11 protein-coding genes are annotated in these 13,163 nt (G+C 61.4%); all 11 read left to right on the top strand.

Translation table 11 applies throughout. The annotated features are described in order from the left end of the window. Window positions 1-134: 134 nt before the first annotated feature. The 11 genes from ACM6I5_RS21445 to ACM6I5_RS21395 all read left to right on the top strand — a co-directional run bounded on the left by ACM6I5_RS21445 (window position 135) and on the right by ACM6I5_RS21395 (window position 13,160). The gene (locus ACM6I5_RS21445; protein WP_017337634.1) at window positions 135-1,145 is read left to right on the top strand and encodes an aspartate-semialdehyde dehydrogenase; all 1,011 of its coding nucleotides are present in this window, start codon (window positions 135-137) and stop codon (window positions 1,143-1,145) included. 206 nt (window positions 1,146-1,351) lie between these two features. Then, the gene (locus tag ACM6I5_RS21440) at window positions 1,352-3,994 is read left to right on the top strand and encodes a FimV/HubP family polar landmark protein (protein ID WP_414884668.1); all 2,643 of its coding nucleotides are present in this window, start codon (window positions 1,352-1,354) and stop codon (window positions 3,992-3,994) included. A 309-nt stretch (window positions 3,995-4,303) separates the two neighbouring features. After that, window positions 4,304-5,128 (top strand): tRNA pseudouridine(38-40) synthase TruA, encoded by an 825-nt coding sequence (gene truA, locus ACM6I5_RS21435; RefSeq protein WP_031318628.1) that lies wholly within the window; start codon window positions 4,304-4,306, stop codon window positions 5,126-5,128. A gap of 63 nt (window positions 5,129-5,191) precedes the next feature. Next, the gene (locus ACM6I5_RS21430) at window positions 5,192-5,815 is read left to right on the top strand and encodes a phosphoribosylanthranilate isomerase (protein WP_017337637.1); all 624 of its coding nucleotides are present in this window, start codon (window positions 5,192-5,194) and stop codon (window positions 5,813-5,815) included. A gap of 209 nt (window positions 5,816-6,024) precedes the next feature. Next, window positions 6,025-6,945 (top strand): acetyl-CoA carboxylase, carboxyltransferase subunit beta, encoded by a 921-nt coding sequence (gene accD, locus ACM6I5_RS21425; protein WP_008028281.1) that lies wholly within the window; start codon window positions 6,025-6,027, stop codon window positions 6,943-6,945. Continuing rightward, window positions 6,942-8,249: a bifunctional tetrahydrofolate synthase/dihydrofolate synthase gene (gene folC, locus ACM6I5_RS21420; protein WP_414878704.1), complete on the top strand. Its 1,308-nt coding sequence runs from the start codon at window positions 6,942-6,944 to the stop codon at window positions 8,247-8,249. The genes accD and folC overlap by 4 nt, the downstream gene beginning before the upstream one ends. Continuing rightward, window positions 8,233-8,904: an SPOR domain-containing protein gene (locus ACM6I5_RS21415; RefSeq protein ID WP_414884667.1), complete on the top strand. Its 672-nt coding sequence runs from the start codon at window positions 8,233-8,235 to the stop codon at window positions 8,902-8,904. The genes folC and ACM6I5_RS21415 overlap by 17 nt, the downstream gene beginning before the upstream one ends. A 99-nt stretch (window positions 8,905-9,003) precedes the next feature. Next, on the top strand, window positions 9,004-9,564 hold the full coding sequence (locus ACM6I5_RS21410; RefSeq protein WP_017337640.1) for a CvpA family protein: 561 nt from the start codon (window positions 9,004-9,006) through the stop codon (window positions 9,562-9,564). 41 nt (window positions 9,565-9,605) lie between these two features. Continuing rightward, window positions 9,606-11,111 carry an amidophosphoribosyltransferase gene (purF, locus tag ACM6I5_RS21405; protein ID WP_007905939.1) on the top strand — a complete coding sequence of 502 codons (1,506 nt, stop codon included), beginning with the start codon at window positions 9,606-9,608 and terminating at the stop codon, window positions 11,109-11,111. Between the two features lie 64 nt (window positions 11,112-11,175). After that, a complete protein-coding gene (locus tag ACM6I5_RS21400; RefSeq protein ID WP_017337641.1) occupies window positions 11,176-12,387 on the top strand; it encodes an O-succinylhomoserine sulfhydrylase in 1,212 nt (403 codons plus the stop codon). After that, complete coding sequence (locus ACM6I5_RS21395) at window positions 12,384-13,160, top strand: SDR family oxidoreductase (protein WP_017337642.1); 777 nt, start codon at window positions 12,384-12,386, stop codon at window positions 13,158-13,160. The genes ACM6I5_RS21400 and ACM6I5_RS21395 overlap by 4 nt, the downstream gene beginning before the upstream one ends. Window positions 13,161-13,163 lie beyond the last annotated feature (3 nt).

The following is a 13,163-nucleotide window of genomic DNA, read 5'->3' as shown; positions in this document are numbered from 1 at the left end:
TTATCCCTAGGCCTAGACACAAGCGGGCTTGCTCGCGAAGGGGCCGGAACAGACGCCGCGGACCCAGGCCGAATTGCCTGCACGCCACCCACCCGGTAAAGTGCCGCTCCCCCCGTTTCGCCAGAGGTAGAACCATGAGCCAGTCCTTTGATATTGCCGTGATCGGCGCCACCGGTACTGTTGGCGAAACGCTGGTGCAGATACTCGAAGAACGCGACTTTCCGGTCGGCAATTTGCACCTGCTGGCCAGTAGCGAATCCGCCGGGCATTCGGTGCCGTTTCGCGGCAAGAACGTGCGGGTGCGGGAAGTCGATGAGTTCGACTTCAGCAAAGTGCAGTTGGTGTTTTTCGCCGCAGGCCCGGCGGTGACCTTGAGTTTCGCCTCGCGCGCCACGGCCGCCGGGTGCTCGCTGATCGATCTGTCCGGCGCCTTGCCGGCCGATCAGGCGCCGCAAGTGGTGCCGGAAGCCAATGCCCGGGTGTTGGCCGGCCTGAAAAAGCCATTCCAGGTCAGCAGCCCAAGCCCATCGGCCACCACATTGGCCGTGGTGCTCGCACCGTTGCTGGGTCTGCTCGACTTGCAACGCGTCAATGTGACCGCCAGTCTGGCCGTTTCTGCCCAGGGCCGCGAAGCCGTTACAGAGCTGGCACGCCAAACCGCCGAACTGCTCAATGTGCGTCCGCTGGAGCCGACTTTTTTCGATCGGCAGATGGCTTTCAACCTGCTGGCGCAAGTCGGCAAGCCGGATGATCAAGGCCATACGCTGCTGGAAAAACGTCTGGTGCGTGAGCTGCGTCAGGTCATGGCTTTGCCTTTATTAAAGATTTCCGTCACTTGCATTCAAGCCCCGGTGTTTTTTGGCGATAGCTTTAGTGTGACCTTGCAGTCAGCAAGCGTCGTGGACCTGGCAAAAATCAACGAAGCGCTGGAAGACGCACCCGGTGTAGAACTGGTGGAGGCCGGTGATTACCCGACCGCTGTCGGCGATGCGGTAGGGCAGGATGTGGTCTACGTCGGTCGGGTTCGCGCTGGAATCGACGACCCGTCGGAACTTAATTTGTGGCTGACGTCAGATAACGTACGCAAAGGCGCGGCGCTCAATGCTGTGCAGGTGGCTGAATTGTTGATAAAAGACCTGCTGTAAAAGATACTTGGCAACAAATTACAGAATGATTCTAGCCGGGCGATGCCTGGCCGGATTGCTGAAGGCGAGCTACCCTGCGGGGCTTTCCGGGGCATGCAAGAAAAGTTCGCGCGCGACGACACTTCGCCGTCGCGCGCAATGCCTTGCGGCAGCGACTATCAACACCTTCTCGCTGGCCGAGGAATGTTCAAACAAAGGATGAGGCTATGGTTCAAGTTCGCAAACTGGTGTTAGCAATAGCGGCCGCCTCGGCGCTGTCCTCCGGTATGGCGCATGCCCTCGGACTCGGGGAGCTGACCCTGAAGTCGTCGGTGAACCAGCCGCTGGTGGCGGAAATCGAATTGCTCGACGTCAAGGAACTCACCGCTGCCGAAGTGGTGCCGAGCCTGGCGTCGCCCGAAGATTTCGCCAAGGCCGGTGTCGACCGCCAGGCATTCCTCAATGACCTGAGCTTCACCCCGGTGCTCAACGCCAGTGGTAAAAGCGTCCTGCGTGTGACCTCCAGCAAGCCGCTGTCCGAACCGATGGTGAAATTCCTGGTTCAGGTGATGTGGCCCAATGGTCGCCTGCTGCGCGATTACAGCGTGCTGCTCGATCCATCCAAATTCTCGCCGCAAACCGCTGAAGCGGCTGCGCAACCGGCGCCGACCCAGGCGGTCACTGCCCCCGTGACGGGCGCCGCCAAACCGACCGAATACACCACCACGCCGCGCGATACCCTGTGGGAAATCGCTGCGAAGGCGCGTAATGGCGGCTCGGTTCAGCAAACCATGCTGGCCATCCAGGCGCTGAATCCGGATGCGTTCATCAACGGCAACATCAACCTGCTGAAGACCGGTCAGGTCCTGCGCCTGCCGGATCAGGCGCAGGCCACCAGTGTGCCGCAACCCAAAGCCATTGCTGAAGTCGCCGCGCAGAACACCGCGTGGCGTCAGGGCCGTCGCTATGTAGCCAAGCCTGGAACAGGACAGCAACAACTCGACGCGACCAAACGCGCTCGCGGTGAAGGCACTCCTGCGCAGGCTGCCAAGGACAATTTGAGCCTGGTGTCCGCCGAGTCCGGCAAGGCCGGTGGCAAAGGTGCGGGCGGCGACGCCAAAGCCTTGAACAACAAGCTGGCCGTGACCCAGGAAAGCCTCGACACGACCCGTCGTGACAACGCTGAACTGAAAAGCCGCATGACCGATCTGCAAAGCCAGCTGGACAAGCTGCAACGCCTGATCGAGCTGAAGAACAATCAACTGGCCAAGTTACAGGCTGAAGGTGCTGCGGGTGCGCCGGCTGCTGCGACGACGGCGCCGGCCATCTCGGCCGAATTGAGCCCGACCCCTGCGCCTGTCGAAGGCGCGCCGGCGACGCCAGCCCCTTCGGCGACGGCCCCTGAAGCAACGCCGGCCCCGGCCGAGACGCCTGCCGAGCCAGCGCCTGCAACATCTGACGACCAGAAGTTTAATGAACTGCTGACCAATCCGTGGTTGCTGGGCATGGTCGGTGGCGGGGCGGTAGTTCTGCTGCTGTTGCTGCTATTGCTGGCCCGTCGCCGCAAAGCCCAGCAGGAAGCCGAGAAGCACCTGCGCATGGCGCGTGCGTTGTCCGAGGAGCAGGAGTTCTCTGCTGATCTGGACTTGCCTGAAAGCAGCTTTGAAGGTCTGGAAGTGCCGCCGCCAAGCGTGAAGCTCGCGACTGCACCGGCTCCTGCGCCAGCGCCGACCCCGGCACCGGCACCGGCTCCAGTGATTGCACCAGTGGTGGTAACGCCACCGATCGCCGCGCCACTGGTCGCGCCTGCCGCTGATCGCGATGACGACGTGCTGACCAAGGCGCAGTCGCACATGGCTGCCGGTCGCCTGAATCAGGCGGCTGCGTTGCTGGAAGACGGCATCAAACAAGAACCTCAGCGCAGTGACCTGCGTCTGAAGCTGATGGAAGTCTACGGTCAGCAGGGCGATCGCGATGCGTTCGTGGCCCAGGAGCGTCAGCTCGTGGCCAACGGCGAAAACTTTGCCCGTGTCGAAGAGCTGAAAAGCCGCTTCCCGGCCATGGCGGTCGTCGTGGCGGGTGGCCTGGCGGCTGCGGCTGTCGCCGCTGAACTGGACGCCCAGTACGTCAAGGACCTGCTGATGGACGAGCCCGAAGCCCCGGCCCCGGCCCCGGCACTGGCTGATGACGATTTCGATAGCGCGTTTGATCTGAGTCTGGATGATCTGGAAAATGCTTCTCCGGCGGTGGCTGCGCCTGAGCCGACGCCTTCGCCAGAGGCTTTGGCCGAACTGGATGAATTCCCGCTGGACGACGACCTGAGCTTTGAGTCGGTGCTGCAGCAGCAGACTGAAATCAAGGAAAATCTCGACGACCTGTCGGACTTCGACCTGGACATGGACCTCGGTGGTGATGCGTCGCCAGCGACCCTCGCTGAAGACGATTTCCTGTTGAGCCTGGATGACGACGTCAAGGACCTGCCTGCCGCTGAAGCGCCGGTCGTTCCTGAGGTGGCGCTGGACGATCTGGAGCTGCCGGCTGATTTCGATCTGTCGCTGGCCGATGAAATGGATGCTCCGGACGCCTTCGCGGCAGAGCTGGATGACGTCAACGCCGAGCTGGATCGTCTGTCCCAGAGCATCAGCGAGCCGACCTTCACCGCGGAAGACGCATTGGCCTCCGCCGCAGACGAGCCGGAATTCGATTTCCTCTCTGGCACCGACGAAGTCGCCACCAAACTCGACCTGGCCCAGGCCTACATCGACATGGGCGACGCCGACGGCGCACGGGACATCCTCAACGAGGTTGTGACCGAGGGAGATGCGGGTCAGAAGAGCGAAGCCAAGGAAATGCTTGCGCGTCTGGCTTGATTGATCGGTAAAGCGTAAACAAAACGGCAGCCCTTTGAGGCTGCCGTTTTTGTTTCTTGGGAGTGGCGAAATTCAATGTGCGAGCCAGCAAGCCCGCACCGACATTTGATTTTCTTAAGCCAGCAAATCCTCATAAAGCGCACCGAACGGCCGGGTAGGCTATCTATATAAAGAGGTCGGTATGGGCGCTGCAGCGGCACAAACGGCACGCGCCTCTGGCGTCCCGGTCCGGCGGCCTTATAATGCCCGCCTTTGCGTTGATCAGCAGGCTGTTACTCCTTGGCAAATATAGATAACCCGGCTGCCGAAATGGCGGCTGACGGCTTTTTCCGCATCGCCTTGGGCGTTGAATACAAAGGCTCGCGTTTTCGCGGCTGGCAGCGTCAGGCGTCCGGTGTGCTCACAGTGCAGGAGACCCTGGAAAAGGCCTTGTCCAAAGTCGCCGACTCACCGGTGTCGCTGCTCTGCGCCGGGCGCACGGATGCGGGCGTGCATGCCTGCGGTCAGGTGGTGCATTTCGACACGCAAGTCGAGCGTTCGATGAAAGCCTGGGTCATGGGCGCCAACATCAACTTGCCCCACGACGTCAGCGTCAGTTGGGCCAAGGTCATGCCCGCGCATTTCCATGCTCGGTTCAAGGCCATCGCCCGGCGCTATCGCTACGTGATCTACAACGACCAGATCCGCCCGGCGCACCTGAACGAAGAAATCACCTGGAATCACCGCCCCCTCGACGCCGAGCGCATGGCCGAGGCCGCGCAGTACCTGGTCGGCACCCACGACTTCAGTGCTTTTCGTGCGGGTCAGTGCCAGGCCAAGTCGCCGATCAAGGAATTGCATCACCTGCGTGTCACGCGCCACGGCAAGATGATCGTGCTGGATATTCGCGCCAGCGCTTTCCTGCACCACATGGTGCGCAACATTGCCGGAGTACTGATGACCATCGGTGCCGGCGAGCGTCCGGTGGAGTGGATGAAGGAAGTGCTGGAGAGCCGGATTCGCCGTTCCGGCGGGGTGACGGCGCATCCATTCGGCCTGTACCTGGTGCAGGTCGAGTACCGCGACGAGTTCGAATTGCCCGAGCGTTACATCGGTCCACACTTCTTGACCGGTTTCGCCGAACTTGACGGCTGACGCCCTCGAACGCATTTGTTACCATCCGGGACTTTCCCGGATTTGCCCTGAGGTTTTATCGACATGTCAGCCGTTCGCAGCAAGATTTGCGGGATTACCCGCATAGAAGATGCGTTGGCGGCAGTCGAGGCCGGGGCTGATGCCATCGGGTTTGTGTTTTACGCCAAGAGCCCACGGGCCGTGACGTTTCAGCAGGCGCGCGACATCATCAGGGCGCTGCCGCCGTTCGTGACCACTGTGGGGTTGTTCGTCAACGTCAGCCGTTGCGAGTTGGGCGAACTGCTCGATGCCGTGCCGCTGGACTTGCTGCAGTTCCATGGCGACGAAACCGCTGCCGATTGTGAGGGGTGGCACCGGCCGTACATCAAGGCGCTGCGGGTCAAGGCCGGCGACGACATTGCCGCGGCATGCAATGCGTTCCCAAGTGCCAGCGGTATCCTGCTCGACGCTTACGTTGAAGGCGTACCCGGCGGAACCGGCGAAGCATTCGACTGGTCTCTGATACCTCAAGGCTTGAGCAAACCGATCATCCTGGCGGGCGGCTTGACGCCGGATAACGTCGCCGAGGCGATTGCCCGGGTTCGGCCTTACGCCGTGGACGTCAGCGGTGGGGTGGAGGCGAGCAGGGGCATCAAGGATCACGCAAAGATTCAGGCATTCATCAAGGCTGTACGCAGTAGCACGTAGTTGATGTGACGGCTGGCAGACTGCCGCCGTCCCAAAATGCACTGCGCTGCACAAAGCAGGCACGGCTGAGGATTGATGGGTTGTACGCAGGTCATGCTTCATTGACCCGGCTATCCACCGATCATCGCCACACACATGAATTTAGCTCAAGGGCATACGCGGGGCTGCGAACCAGAGCGTTCGGGCCGCCGGTACTGGAGAAAGAAAGCATGAGCAACTGGTTAGTAGACAAACTGATCCCTTCGATCATGCGTTCCGAGGTCAAGAAGAGCTCGGTGCCTGAAGGTCTGTGGCACAAATGCCCGTCTTGCGAGGCTGTGCTGTATCGTCCGGAGCTGGAAAAGACCCTGGACGTTTGCCCCAAGTGCAACCATCACATGCGTATCGGCGCGCGCGCCCGTATCGACATTTTCCTCGACGCCGAAGGCCGCAGCGAGCTGGGTGCGGACCTGGAGCCGGTCGACCGCCTGAAATTCCGTGACGGCAAGAAGTACAAGGACCGTCTGACCGCAGCGCAAAAGCAGACGGGCGAGAAAGACGCACTGATCTCCATGAGCGGCACGCTGCTGGGTATGCCGGTGGTGGTTTCGGCTTTTGAATTCTCCTTCATGGGCGGTTCCATGGGTGCCATCGTCGGTGAGCGCTTCGTGCGCGCCGCCAACTACGCCCTGGAAAACAAATGCCCGATGATCTGCTTCGCCGCTTCCGGTGGTGCGCGGATGCAGGAAGCCCTGATTTCCCTGATGCAAATGGCCAAGACCTCCGCGGTGCTGGCGCGTCTGCGTGAAGAAGGCATTCCGTTCATCTCCGTGCTGACCGATCCGGTCTACGGCGGCGTTTCCGCCAGCCTGGCGATGCTCGGCGACGTGATCGTCGGCGAGCCGAAAGCCCTGATCGGCTTCGCCGGTCCGCGTGTGATCGAGCAAACCGTTCGCGAAAAACTGCCGGAAGGCTTCCAGCGCAGTGAATTCCTGCTGGAGCACGGTGCGATCGACATGATCATTCATCGTCAGGAACTGCGTCCGCGTCTGGGCAACCTGTTGGCGCAACTGACCGGCAAGCCGACGCCGAAATTCGTTGCTGCACCCATCGAGCCGATCGTGGTTCCACCGGTGCCAGCCAACATATGACTGAACGTACCCTTGGCGAGTGGCTCGCCTACCTTGAGCAGTTGCACCCTTCGGCCATCGACATGGGCCTTGAGCGCTCGCAACAGGTAGCGTCCCGCATGGGGCTGGGCAAGCCGGCGCCTCGGGTGATCACGGTCACTGGCACCAACGGCAAGGGTTCTACCTGCGCATTCGTGGCTTCGTTGCTGCGGGCGCAGGGTCTGAAAGTCGGTGTCTACAATTCCCCGCATCTGCTGCGTTACAACGAGCGGGTGCAGGTCAACGGCGTCGAAGCGACTGACGCTGAGCTGTGCGAGGCCTTTGCTGCGGTAGAGGCGGGGCGTGGCGAGACTTCCCTGACCTATTTCGAAATGGGCACCCTGGCGGCGTTCTGGCTGTTTCAACGGTCCGGGCTTGATGCCGTGGTGCTGGAAGTCGGCCTGGGCGGACGTCTGGACACGGTCAACGTGGTGGATGCCGACATGGCGCTGGTGACCAGCATCGGCGTTGATCACGCCGATTATCTGGGTGACACCCGTGAGTCCGTGGCTTTTGAGAAAGCCGGCATCTTCCGCCAGGGCGCGCCTGCGCTCTGTGGCGATCTGAATCCTCCTCAACCTCTGCTGGACAAGGCGCGCGAGCTGGCCTGCCCGTTTTTCCTGCGGGGTCGTGATTTTGACCTCGGCGTTACCGATCACAACTGGCAATGGCGCGGTCTCGACGCTCAGGGGCGAGTAGTCGAGTTGCATGATCTGCCACTGCTCGATCTGCCGATGGAAAATGCCGCACTGGCGCTACAGGCTTATCTGTTGCTCGGTTTGCCTTGGGTGGACGCGCAGATTATTGCTGCGCTGAAGGCCACGCGGGTTGTCGGTCGTCTCGATCGCCGCCAGTTTGACTGGCAAGGCAAGCGCCTGAACCTGTTGCTGGATGTGGGGCATAACCCCCACGCAGCCGAATACCTGGCCCGCCGTCTGGCCAGTCGTCCACCGGTCGGCAGGCGTCTGGCGGTGTTCGGGTTGTTGGCGGACAAGGATCTGGATGGTGTTGTCAGCGAATTGAATGCTAGTGTCCAGCACTGGGCTGTTGCGCCGCTGGATTCACCGCGGGCGCGGCCGGTTGCCGATTTGCATGGGTCGTTGCAGAACCTTGGTGCTTCGGTAACGTCCTATGACAGCGTGGCCGCTGCCCTGGACGGGCAGTGCGCGCAAGCGACGAGCGACGACGAGATTCTGTTGTTCGGATCATTTTATTGTGTCGCCGAGGCCCTTGAATGGCTGGCCCGGCGCTCCACGGAGGAAGCGGCAAATGGCATTGCTGGATAAGGCCTACAAACAGCGCATGGTCGGCGCCCTGGTGCTGGTGGCACTGGCAGTGATTTTCCTGCCGATGCTGTTTTCCCGTCAGGATGATCAGCGTCAGGTCACGGTCGAAGCGCCGGCTGCGCCGCAAGTGCCTGCGGTGCCGCAGGTTCAGGTTGAGCCGGTGGTCGTGCCTGAGCCTCAAGCCTTGCCGCAAGAGCCTGTGCCGAGTGATGACGAAATCGCCCAGCAGGAAGAGCCAGAGATGCCGATCGCACCGACGGCTCCCGTTGCGCCTGCACCTGCGCCCGCCGCCAAGCCGGTTACACCGCCTCCGGCACCGGCTCCGGTCAACAAACCAACGACTGCGCCAAGCCAGCCGATCACTGCCGCACCGGGTAAACCGGACACGACGCAAAGCCGGGTCGACGCCAATGGCCTGTCGGTCAGCTGGTCCGTGCAACTGGCCAGCCTGTCGAATCGTGCCAGCGCTGAAAATCTGCAAAAAACCCTGCGCAGCCAGGGTTACAACGCCTACATTCGCACGGCTGACGGCAAGAATCGGGTATTCGTCGGGCCGCTGATCGAGCGGGCAGAAGCCGATCGTCTGCGTGACTTGTTGAACCGTCAGCAGAACCTCAAGGGTTTTGTGGTGCGCTTCCAGCCTGAGCGCGGTTAAAAACTATCGCCCCGATTTGAAATGCACTGACAATCGCAGCTTACCGATAAGCATGGGCTCTGCTAAAATGCGCCGCCTTATCCGTCTGTAGGCTGCACTGTGCCATTTACCTGGGTTGACTGGGCGATCGTTGCAATCATCGCCATCTCCGCATTGATCAGTCTGAGCCGCGGCTTCGTCAAGGAAGCATTATCGCTGGTGACCTGGATCATCGCAGGAGTCGTTGCCTGGATGTTCGGTGGTGCATTGTCCGAGTACCTCGCCGGATACATCGAAACGCCATCGGCTCGCGTGATCGCGGGCTGCGCAATAATGTTTGTCGCCACGCTGATCGTAGGCGCAATGATCAATTATCTTATCGGCGAGTTGGTTCGCGTTACCGGGTTGTCCGGGACCGATCGATTCCTCGGCATGGCCTTCGGCGCTGCGCGTGGCGTGTTGCTGGTGGTCGTGGCGGTCGGGCTGTTGAGCCTGGGGCCGGTACAGCAGGACGGGTGGTGGCAACAGTCGCAGCTCGTGCCAAAATTTCTATTGGTCGCAGACTGGTCCAAAAACCTGATCCTCGGGTGGAGCAGTCAGTGGCTTGCCAGCGGTATCAGCGTACCCGCTGAAATACCGTTCAAGGAGCACCTCTTGCCGACGGCCAAAACGCCTCAGTGAGTTGTGTTCAGTTCAGATCCATTAAGTAGGGGTTGCGTCGCATGTGTGGCATCGTCGGTATCGTCGGTAAGTCGAACGTCAATCAGGCGCTGTATGACGCGCTAACCGTCCTCCAGCACCGCGGCCAGGACGCTGCCGGTATCGTGACCAGCCATGACGGCCGGTTATTCCTGCGCAAGGACAATGGCCTGGTGCGTGACGTGTTCCATCAGCGTCACATGCAGCGTCTGGTCGGCCACATGGGCATTGGCCATGTGCGCTATCCGACCGCGGGCAGCTCGACCTCGGCCGAAGCTCAACCGTTTTACGTCAACTCGCCTTACGGCATCACCCTGGCGCACAACGGTAACCTGACCAACGTTGAACAGCTGGCCAAGGAGATTTACGAATCTGACCTTCGCCACGTCAACACCAACTCCGATTCGGAAGTGCTGCTGAACGTGTTCGCGCACGAACTGGCCCAGCGCGGCAAGCTGCAGCCGACCGAAGAAGACGTGTTCGCTGCAGTCACTGACGTGCACAACCGCTGCGTCGGTGGTTACGCCGTCGTGGCGATGGTGACCGGCTACGGCATCGTCGGTTTCCGCGACCCGCACGGCATCCGCCCGATCGTCTTCGGCCAGCGTCACACCGACGAAGGCGTCGAGTACATGATCGCCTCCGAAAGCGTGTCCCTGGACGTGCTCGGTTTCACCCTGATTCGCGACCTGGCACCAGGCGAAGCGGTCTACATCACTGAAGACGGCAAGCTGCACACCCGTCAGTGCGCGACCAACCCGTCTCTGACCCCGTGCATCTTCGAGCACGTCTACCTGGCGCGCCCGGACTCGATCATTGACGGCGTGTCGGTCTATAAAGCCCGTCTGCGCATGGGTGAGAAGCTCGCCGAGAAGATCCTGCGCGAGCGTCCGGATCACGACATCGACGTGGTCATCCCGATTCCGGACACCAGCCGCACCGCAGCGCTGGAGCTGGCGAACCACCTGGGCGTCAAGTTCCGCGAAGGCTTCGTGAAGAACCGCTACATCGGCCGTACTTTCATCATGCCGGGCCAGGCCGCACGGAAAAAGTCGGTACGCCAGAAGCTCAACGCCATCGAGCTGGAGTTCCGCGGCAAGAACGTGATGCTGGTGGACGACTCGATCGTTCGCGGCACGACTTGCAAGCAGATCATCCAGATGGCCCGCGAAGCCGGCGCCAAGAACGTCTACTTCTGCTCCGCGGCGCCGGCCGTTCGCTACCCGAACGTCTACGGCATCGACATGCCGAGCGCTCACGAGCTGATCGCGCATAACCGTTCGACTCAGGACGTTGCGGATCTGATCGGCGCAGACTGGCTGATCTATCAGGATTTGCCTGACTTGATCGAAGCGGTGGGTGGCGGCAAGATCAAGATCGAGAAGTTCGATTGTGCGGTGTTCGACGGCCAGTACGTGACCGGCGACGTCGACGAGGCTTACCTGAACAAGATCGAGCAGGCACGTAACGATGCCTCCAAGGTCAAGACGCAGGCAGTCAGCGCGATCATCGATCTGTACAACAACTGAGTAACTACCGGCCCTGAGGGGCCGGTTTTGTATCTACTAGAAGAGCAAGGCAAGGAGTGACAGCATGAGTCAGGATTGGGATGCCGGTCGGCTGGACAGCGACCTCGAAGGCGTAGCGTTCGATACCCTGGCCGTACGCGCCGGTCAGCACCGCACGCCGGAAGGCGAACACGGTGATCCGATGTTCTTCACTTCCAGCTACGTCTTCCGTACCGCCGCCGACGCGGCCGCGCGCTTCGCCGGGGAAGTGCCGGGCAACGTTTACTCGCGTTACACCAACCCGACCGTTCGCGCGTTCGAAGAGCGCATTGCCGCGCTGGAAAGCGCTGAGCAGGCCGTGGCGACCGCCACCGGCATGGCCGCGATCATGGCGGTGGTGATGAGCCTGTGCAGTGCTGGCGATCATGTGCTGGTGTCGCGCAGCGTGTTCGGTTCGACCATCAGCCTGTTCGAGAAGTACTTCAAGCGCTTCGGCATCGAAGTCGATTACGTGCCTCTGGCGGACCTGTCCGGCTGGGATGCGGCAATCAAGGCCAATACCAAATTACTGTTCGTCGAATCGCCGTCCAACCCGCTGGCGGAGCTGGTGGATATCGCCGAGTTGTCGAAAATCGCTCACGCCAAAGGCGCGATGCTGGTAGTGGACAACTGCTTCTGCACGCCTGCGTTGCAGCAGCCTCTGAAGATGGGCGCGGACATCGTCGTGCACTCGGCGACCAAGTTCATCGACGGCCAGGGTCGTTGCATGGGCGGCGTCGTGGCCGGTCGTAGCGAGCAGATGAAAGAGGTCGTCGGTTTTCTGCGCACTGCCGGGCCAACCTTGAGCCCGTTCAATGCCTGGATTTTCCTCAAGGGCCTGGAAACGCTGAGCCTGCGCATGAAGGCGCACTGCGCCAATGCCCAGCAACTGGCCGAATGGCTGGAGCAGCAGGACGGTGTCGAGAAAGTCCATTACGCTGGCCTGAAAAGCCACCCGCAGCACGCGTTGGCTCAGCGTCAGCAGAAAGGTTTCGGTGCCGTGGTGAGTTTCGAGGTCAAAGGTGGCAAAGAGGGCGCCTGGCGCTTTATCGATGCGACCCGGTTGATTTCGATCACCGCCAACCTCGGTGACAGCAAGACCACCATCACCCACCCGAGCACCACCTCCCACGGCCGTCTGGCGCCGCAGGAGCGTGAAGCGGCGGGCATTCGTGACAGCCTGATCCGAATTGCGGTCGGTCTGGAAGACGTGGCCGACCTGCAGGCCGATCTGGCGCGCGGGTTGGCTGCCTTGTGATCGAGTTGTCCATCCCGACGACCGGTTCCAATGGCCGCGTTGCACTGGTAACCGGTGCCGCACGAGGCATTGGTCTGGGGATTGCGGCCTGGCTGATCAGCGAAGGCTGGCAGGTGGTGTTGACGGACCTGGACCGGGTGCGTGGTTCGAAAGTGGCGAAGGTTCTGGGTGATAACGCCTGGTTCATCGCCATGGACGTCTCGAACGAGGGGCAGGTCGCGCTGGGTGTTGCCGAGGTGCTGGGGCAGTTCGGGCGTCTGGATGCGCTGGTGTGCAATGCGGCAGTGGCCGATCCGCACAACATCACCCTGGAAAGCCTCGATCTGGCTTACTGGAATCGGGTACTGGCGGTGAATCTCAGCGGGCCGATGCTGTTGGCCAAGCACTGTGCGCCGTACCTGCGCGCTCACAGCGGTGCGATCGTCAACCTGGCCTCGACCCGTGCCGGGCAGTCGGAACCCGACACAGAGGCTTACGCGGCGAGCAAGGGCGGGCTGTTGGCCCTGACTCATGCGTTGGCGATCAGCCTGGGTCCGGAAATTCGCGTCAATGCCGTCAGTCCTGGCTGGATCGATGCGCGGGACCCTGCGGTGCGGCGTGCCGAACCCCTCACCGAAGCTGACCACGCGCAGCATCCGGCGGGCAGGGTAGGGACGGTCGAGGACGTGGCGGCGATGGTTGCCTGGCTGCTGTCGAAGAATGCGGGTTTCGTCACGGGCCAGGAATTTGTGGTCGATGGCGGCATGACCAAGAAGATGATTTACAGCGAGTGACAG

This window comes from Pseudomonas sp. IT-P171, assembly GCF_949767765.1.
GTDB lineage: Bacteria > Pseudomonadota > Gammaproteobacteria > Pseudomonadales > Pseudomonadaceae > Aquipseudomonas > Aquipseudomonas fluorescens_B.
This window is presented reverse-complemented; position numbering and strand designations above follow the sequence as displayed.

Excerpts from the sequence above, each read along its gene's own strand:
- purF (WP_007905939.1), top strand. The coding sequence starts at position 9,606 with ATGTGTGGCATCGTCGGTATCGTCGGTAAGTCGAACGTCAATCAGGCG.
- accD (WP_008028281.1), top strand. The coding sequence starts at position 6,025 with ATGAGCAACTGGTTAGTAGACAAACTGATCCCTTCGATCATGCGTTCC.
- ACM6I5_RS21445 (WP_017337634.1), top strand. The coding sequence starts at position 135 with ATGAGCCAGTCCTTTGATATTGCCGTGATCGGCGCCACCGGTACTGTT.
- folC (WP_414878704.1), top strand. The coding sequence starts at position 6,942 with ATGACTGAACGTACCCTTGGCGAGTGGCTCGCCTACCTTGAGCAGTTG.
- ACM6I5_RS21430 (WP_017337637.1), top strand. The coding sequence starts at position 5,192 with ATGTCAGCCGTTCGCAGCAAGATTTGCGGGATTACCCGCATAGAAGAT.
- ACM6I5_RS21415 (WP_414884667.1), top strand. The coding sequence starts at position 8,233 with ATGGCATTGCTGGATAAGGCCTACAAACAGCGCATGGTCGGCGCCCTG.
- truA (WP_031318628.1), top strand. The coding sequence starts at position 4,304 with ATGGCGGCTGACGGCTTTTTCCGCATCGCCTTGGGCGTTGAATACAAA.
- ACM6I5_RS21440 (WP_414884668.1), top strand. The coding sequence starts at position 1,352 with ATGGTTCAAGTTCGCAAACTGGTGTTAGCAATAGCGGCCGCCTCGGCG.
- ACM6I5_RS21400 (WP_017337641.1), top strand. The coding sequence starts at position 11,176 with ATGAGTCAGGATTGGGATGCCGGTCGGCTGGACAGCGACCTCGAAGGC.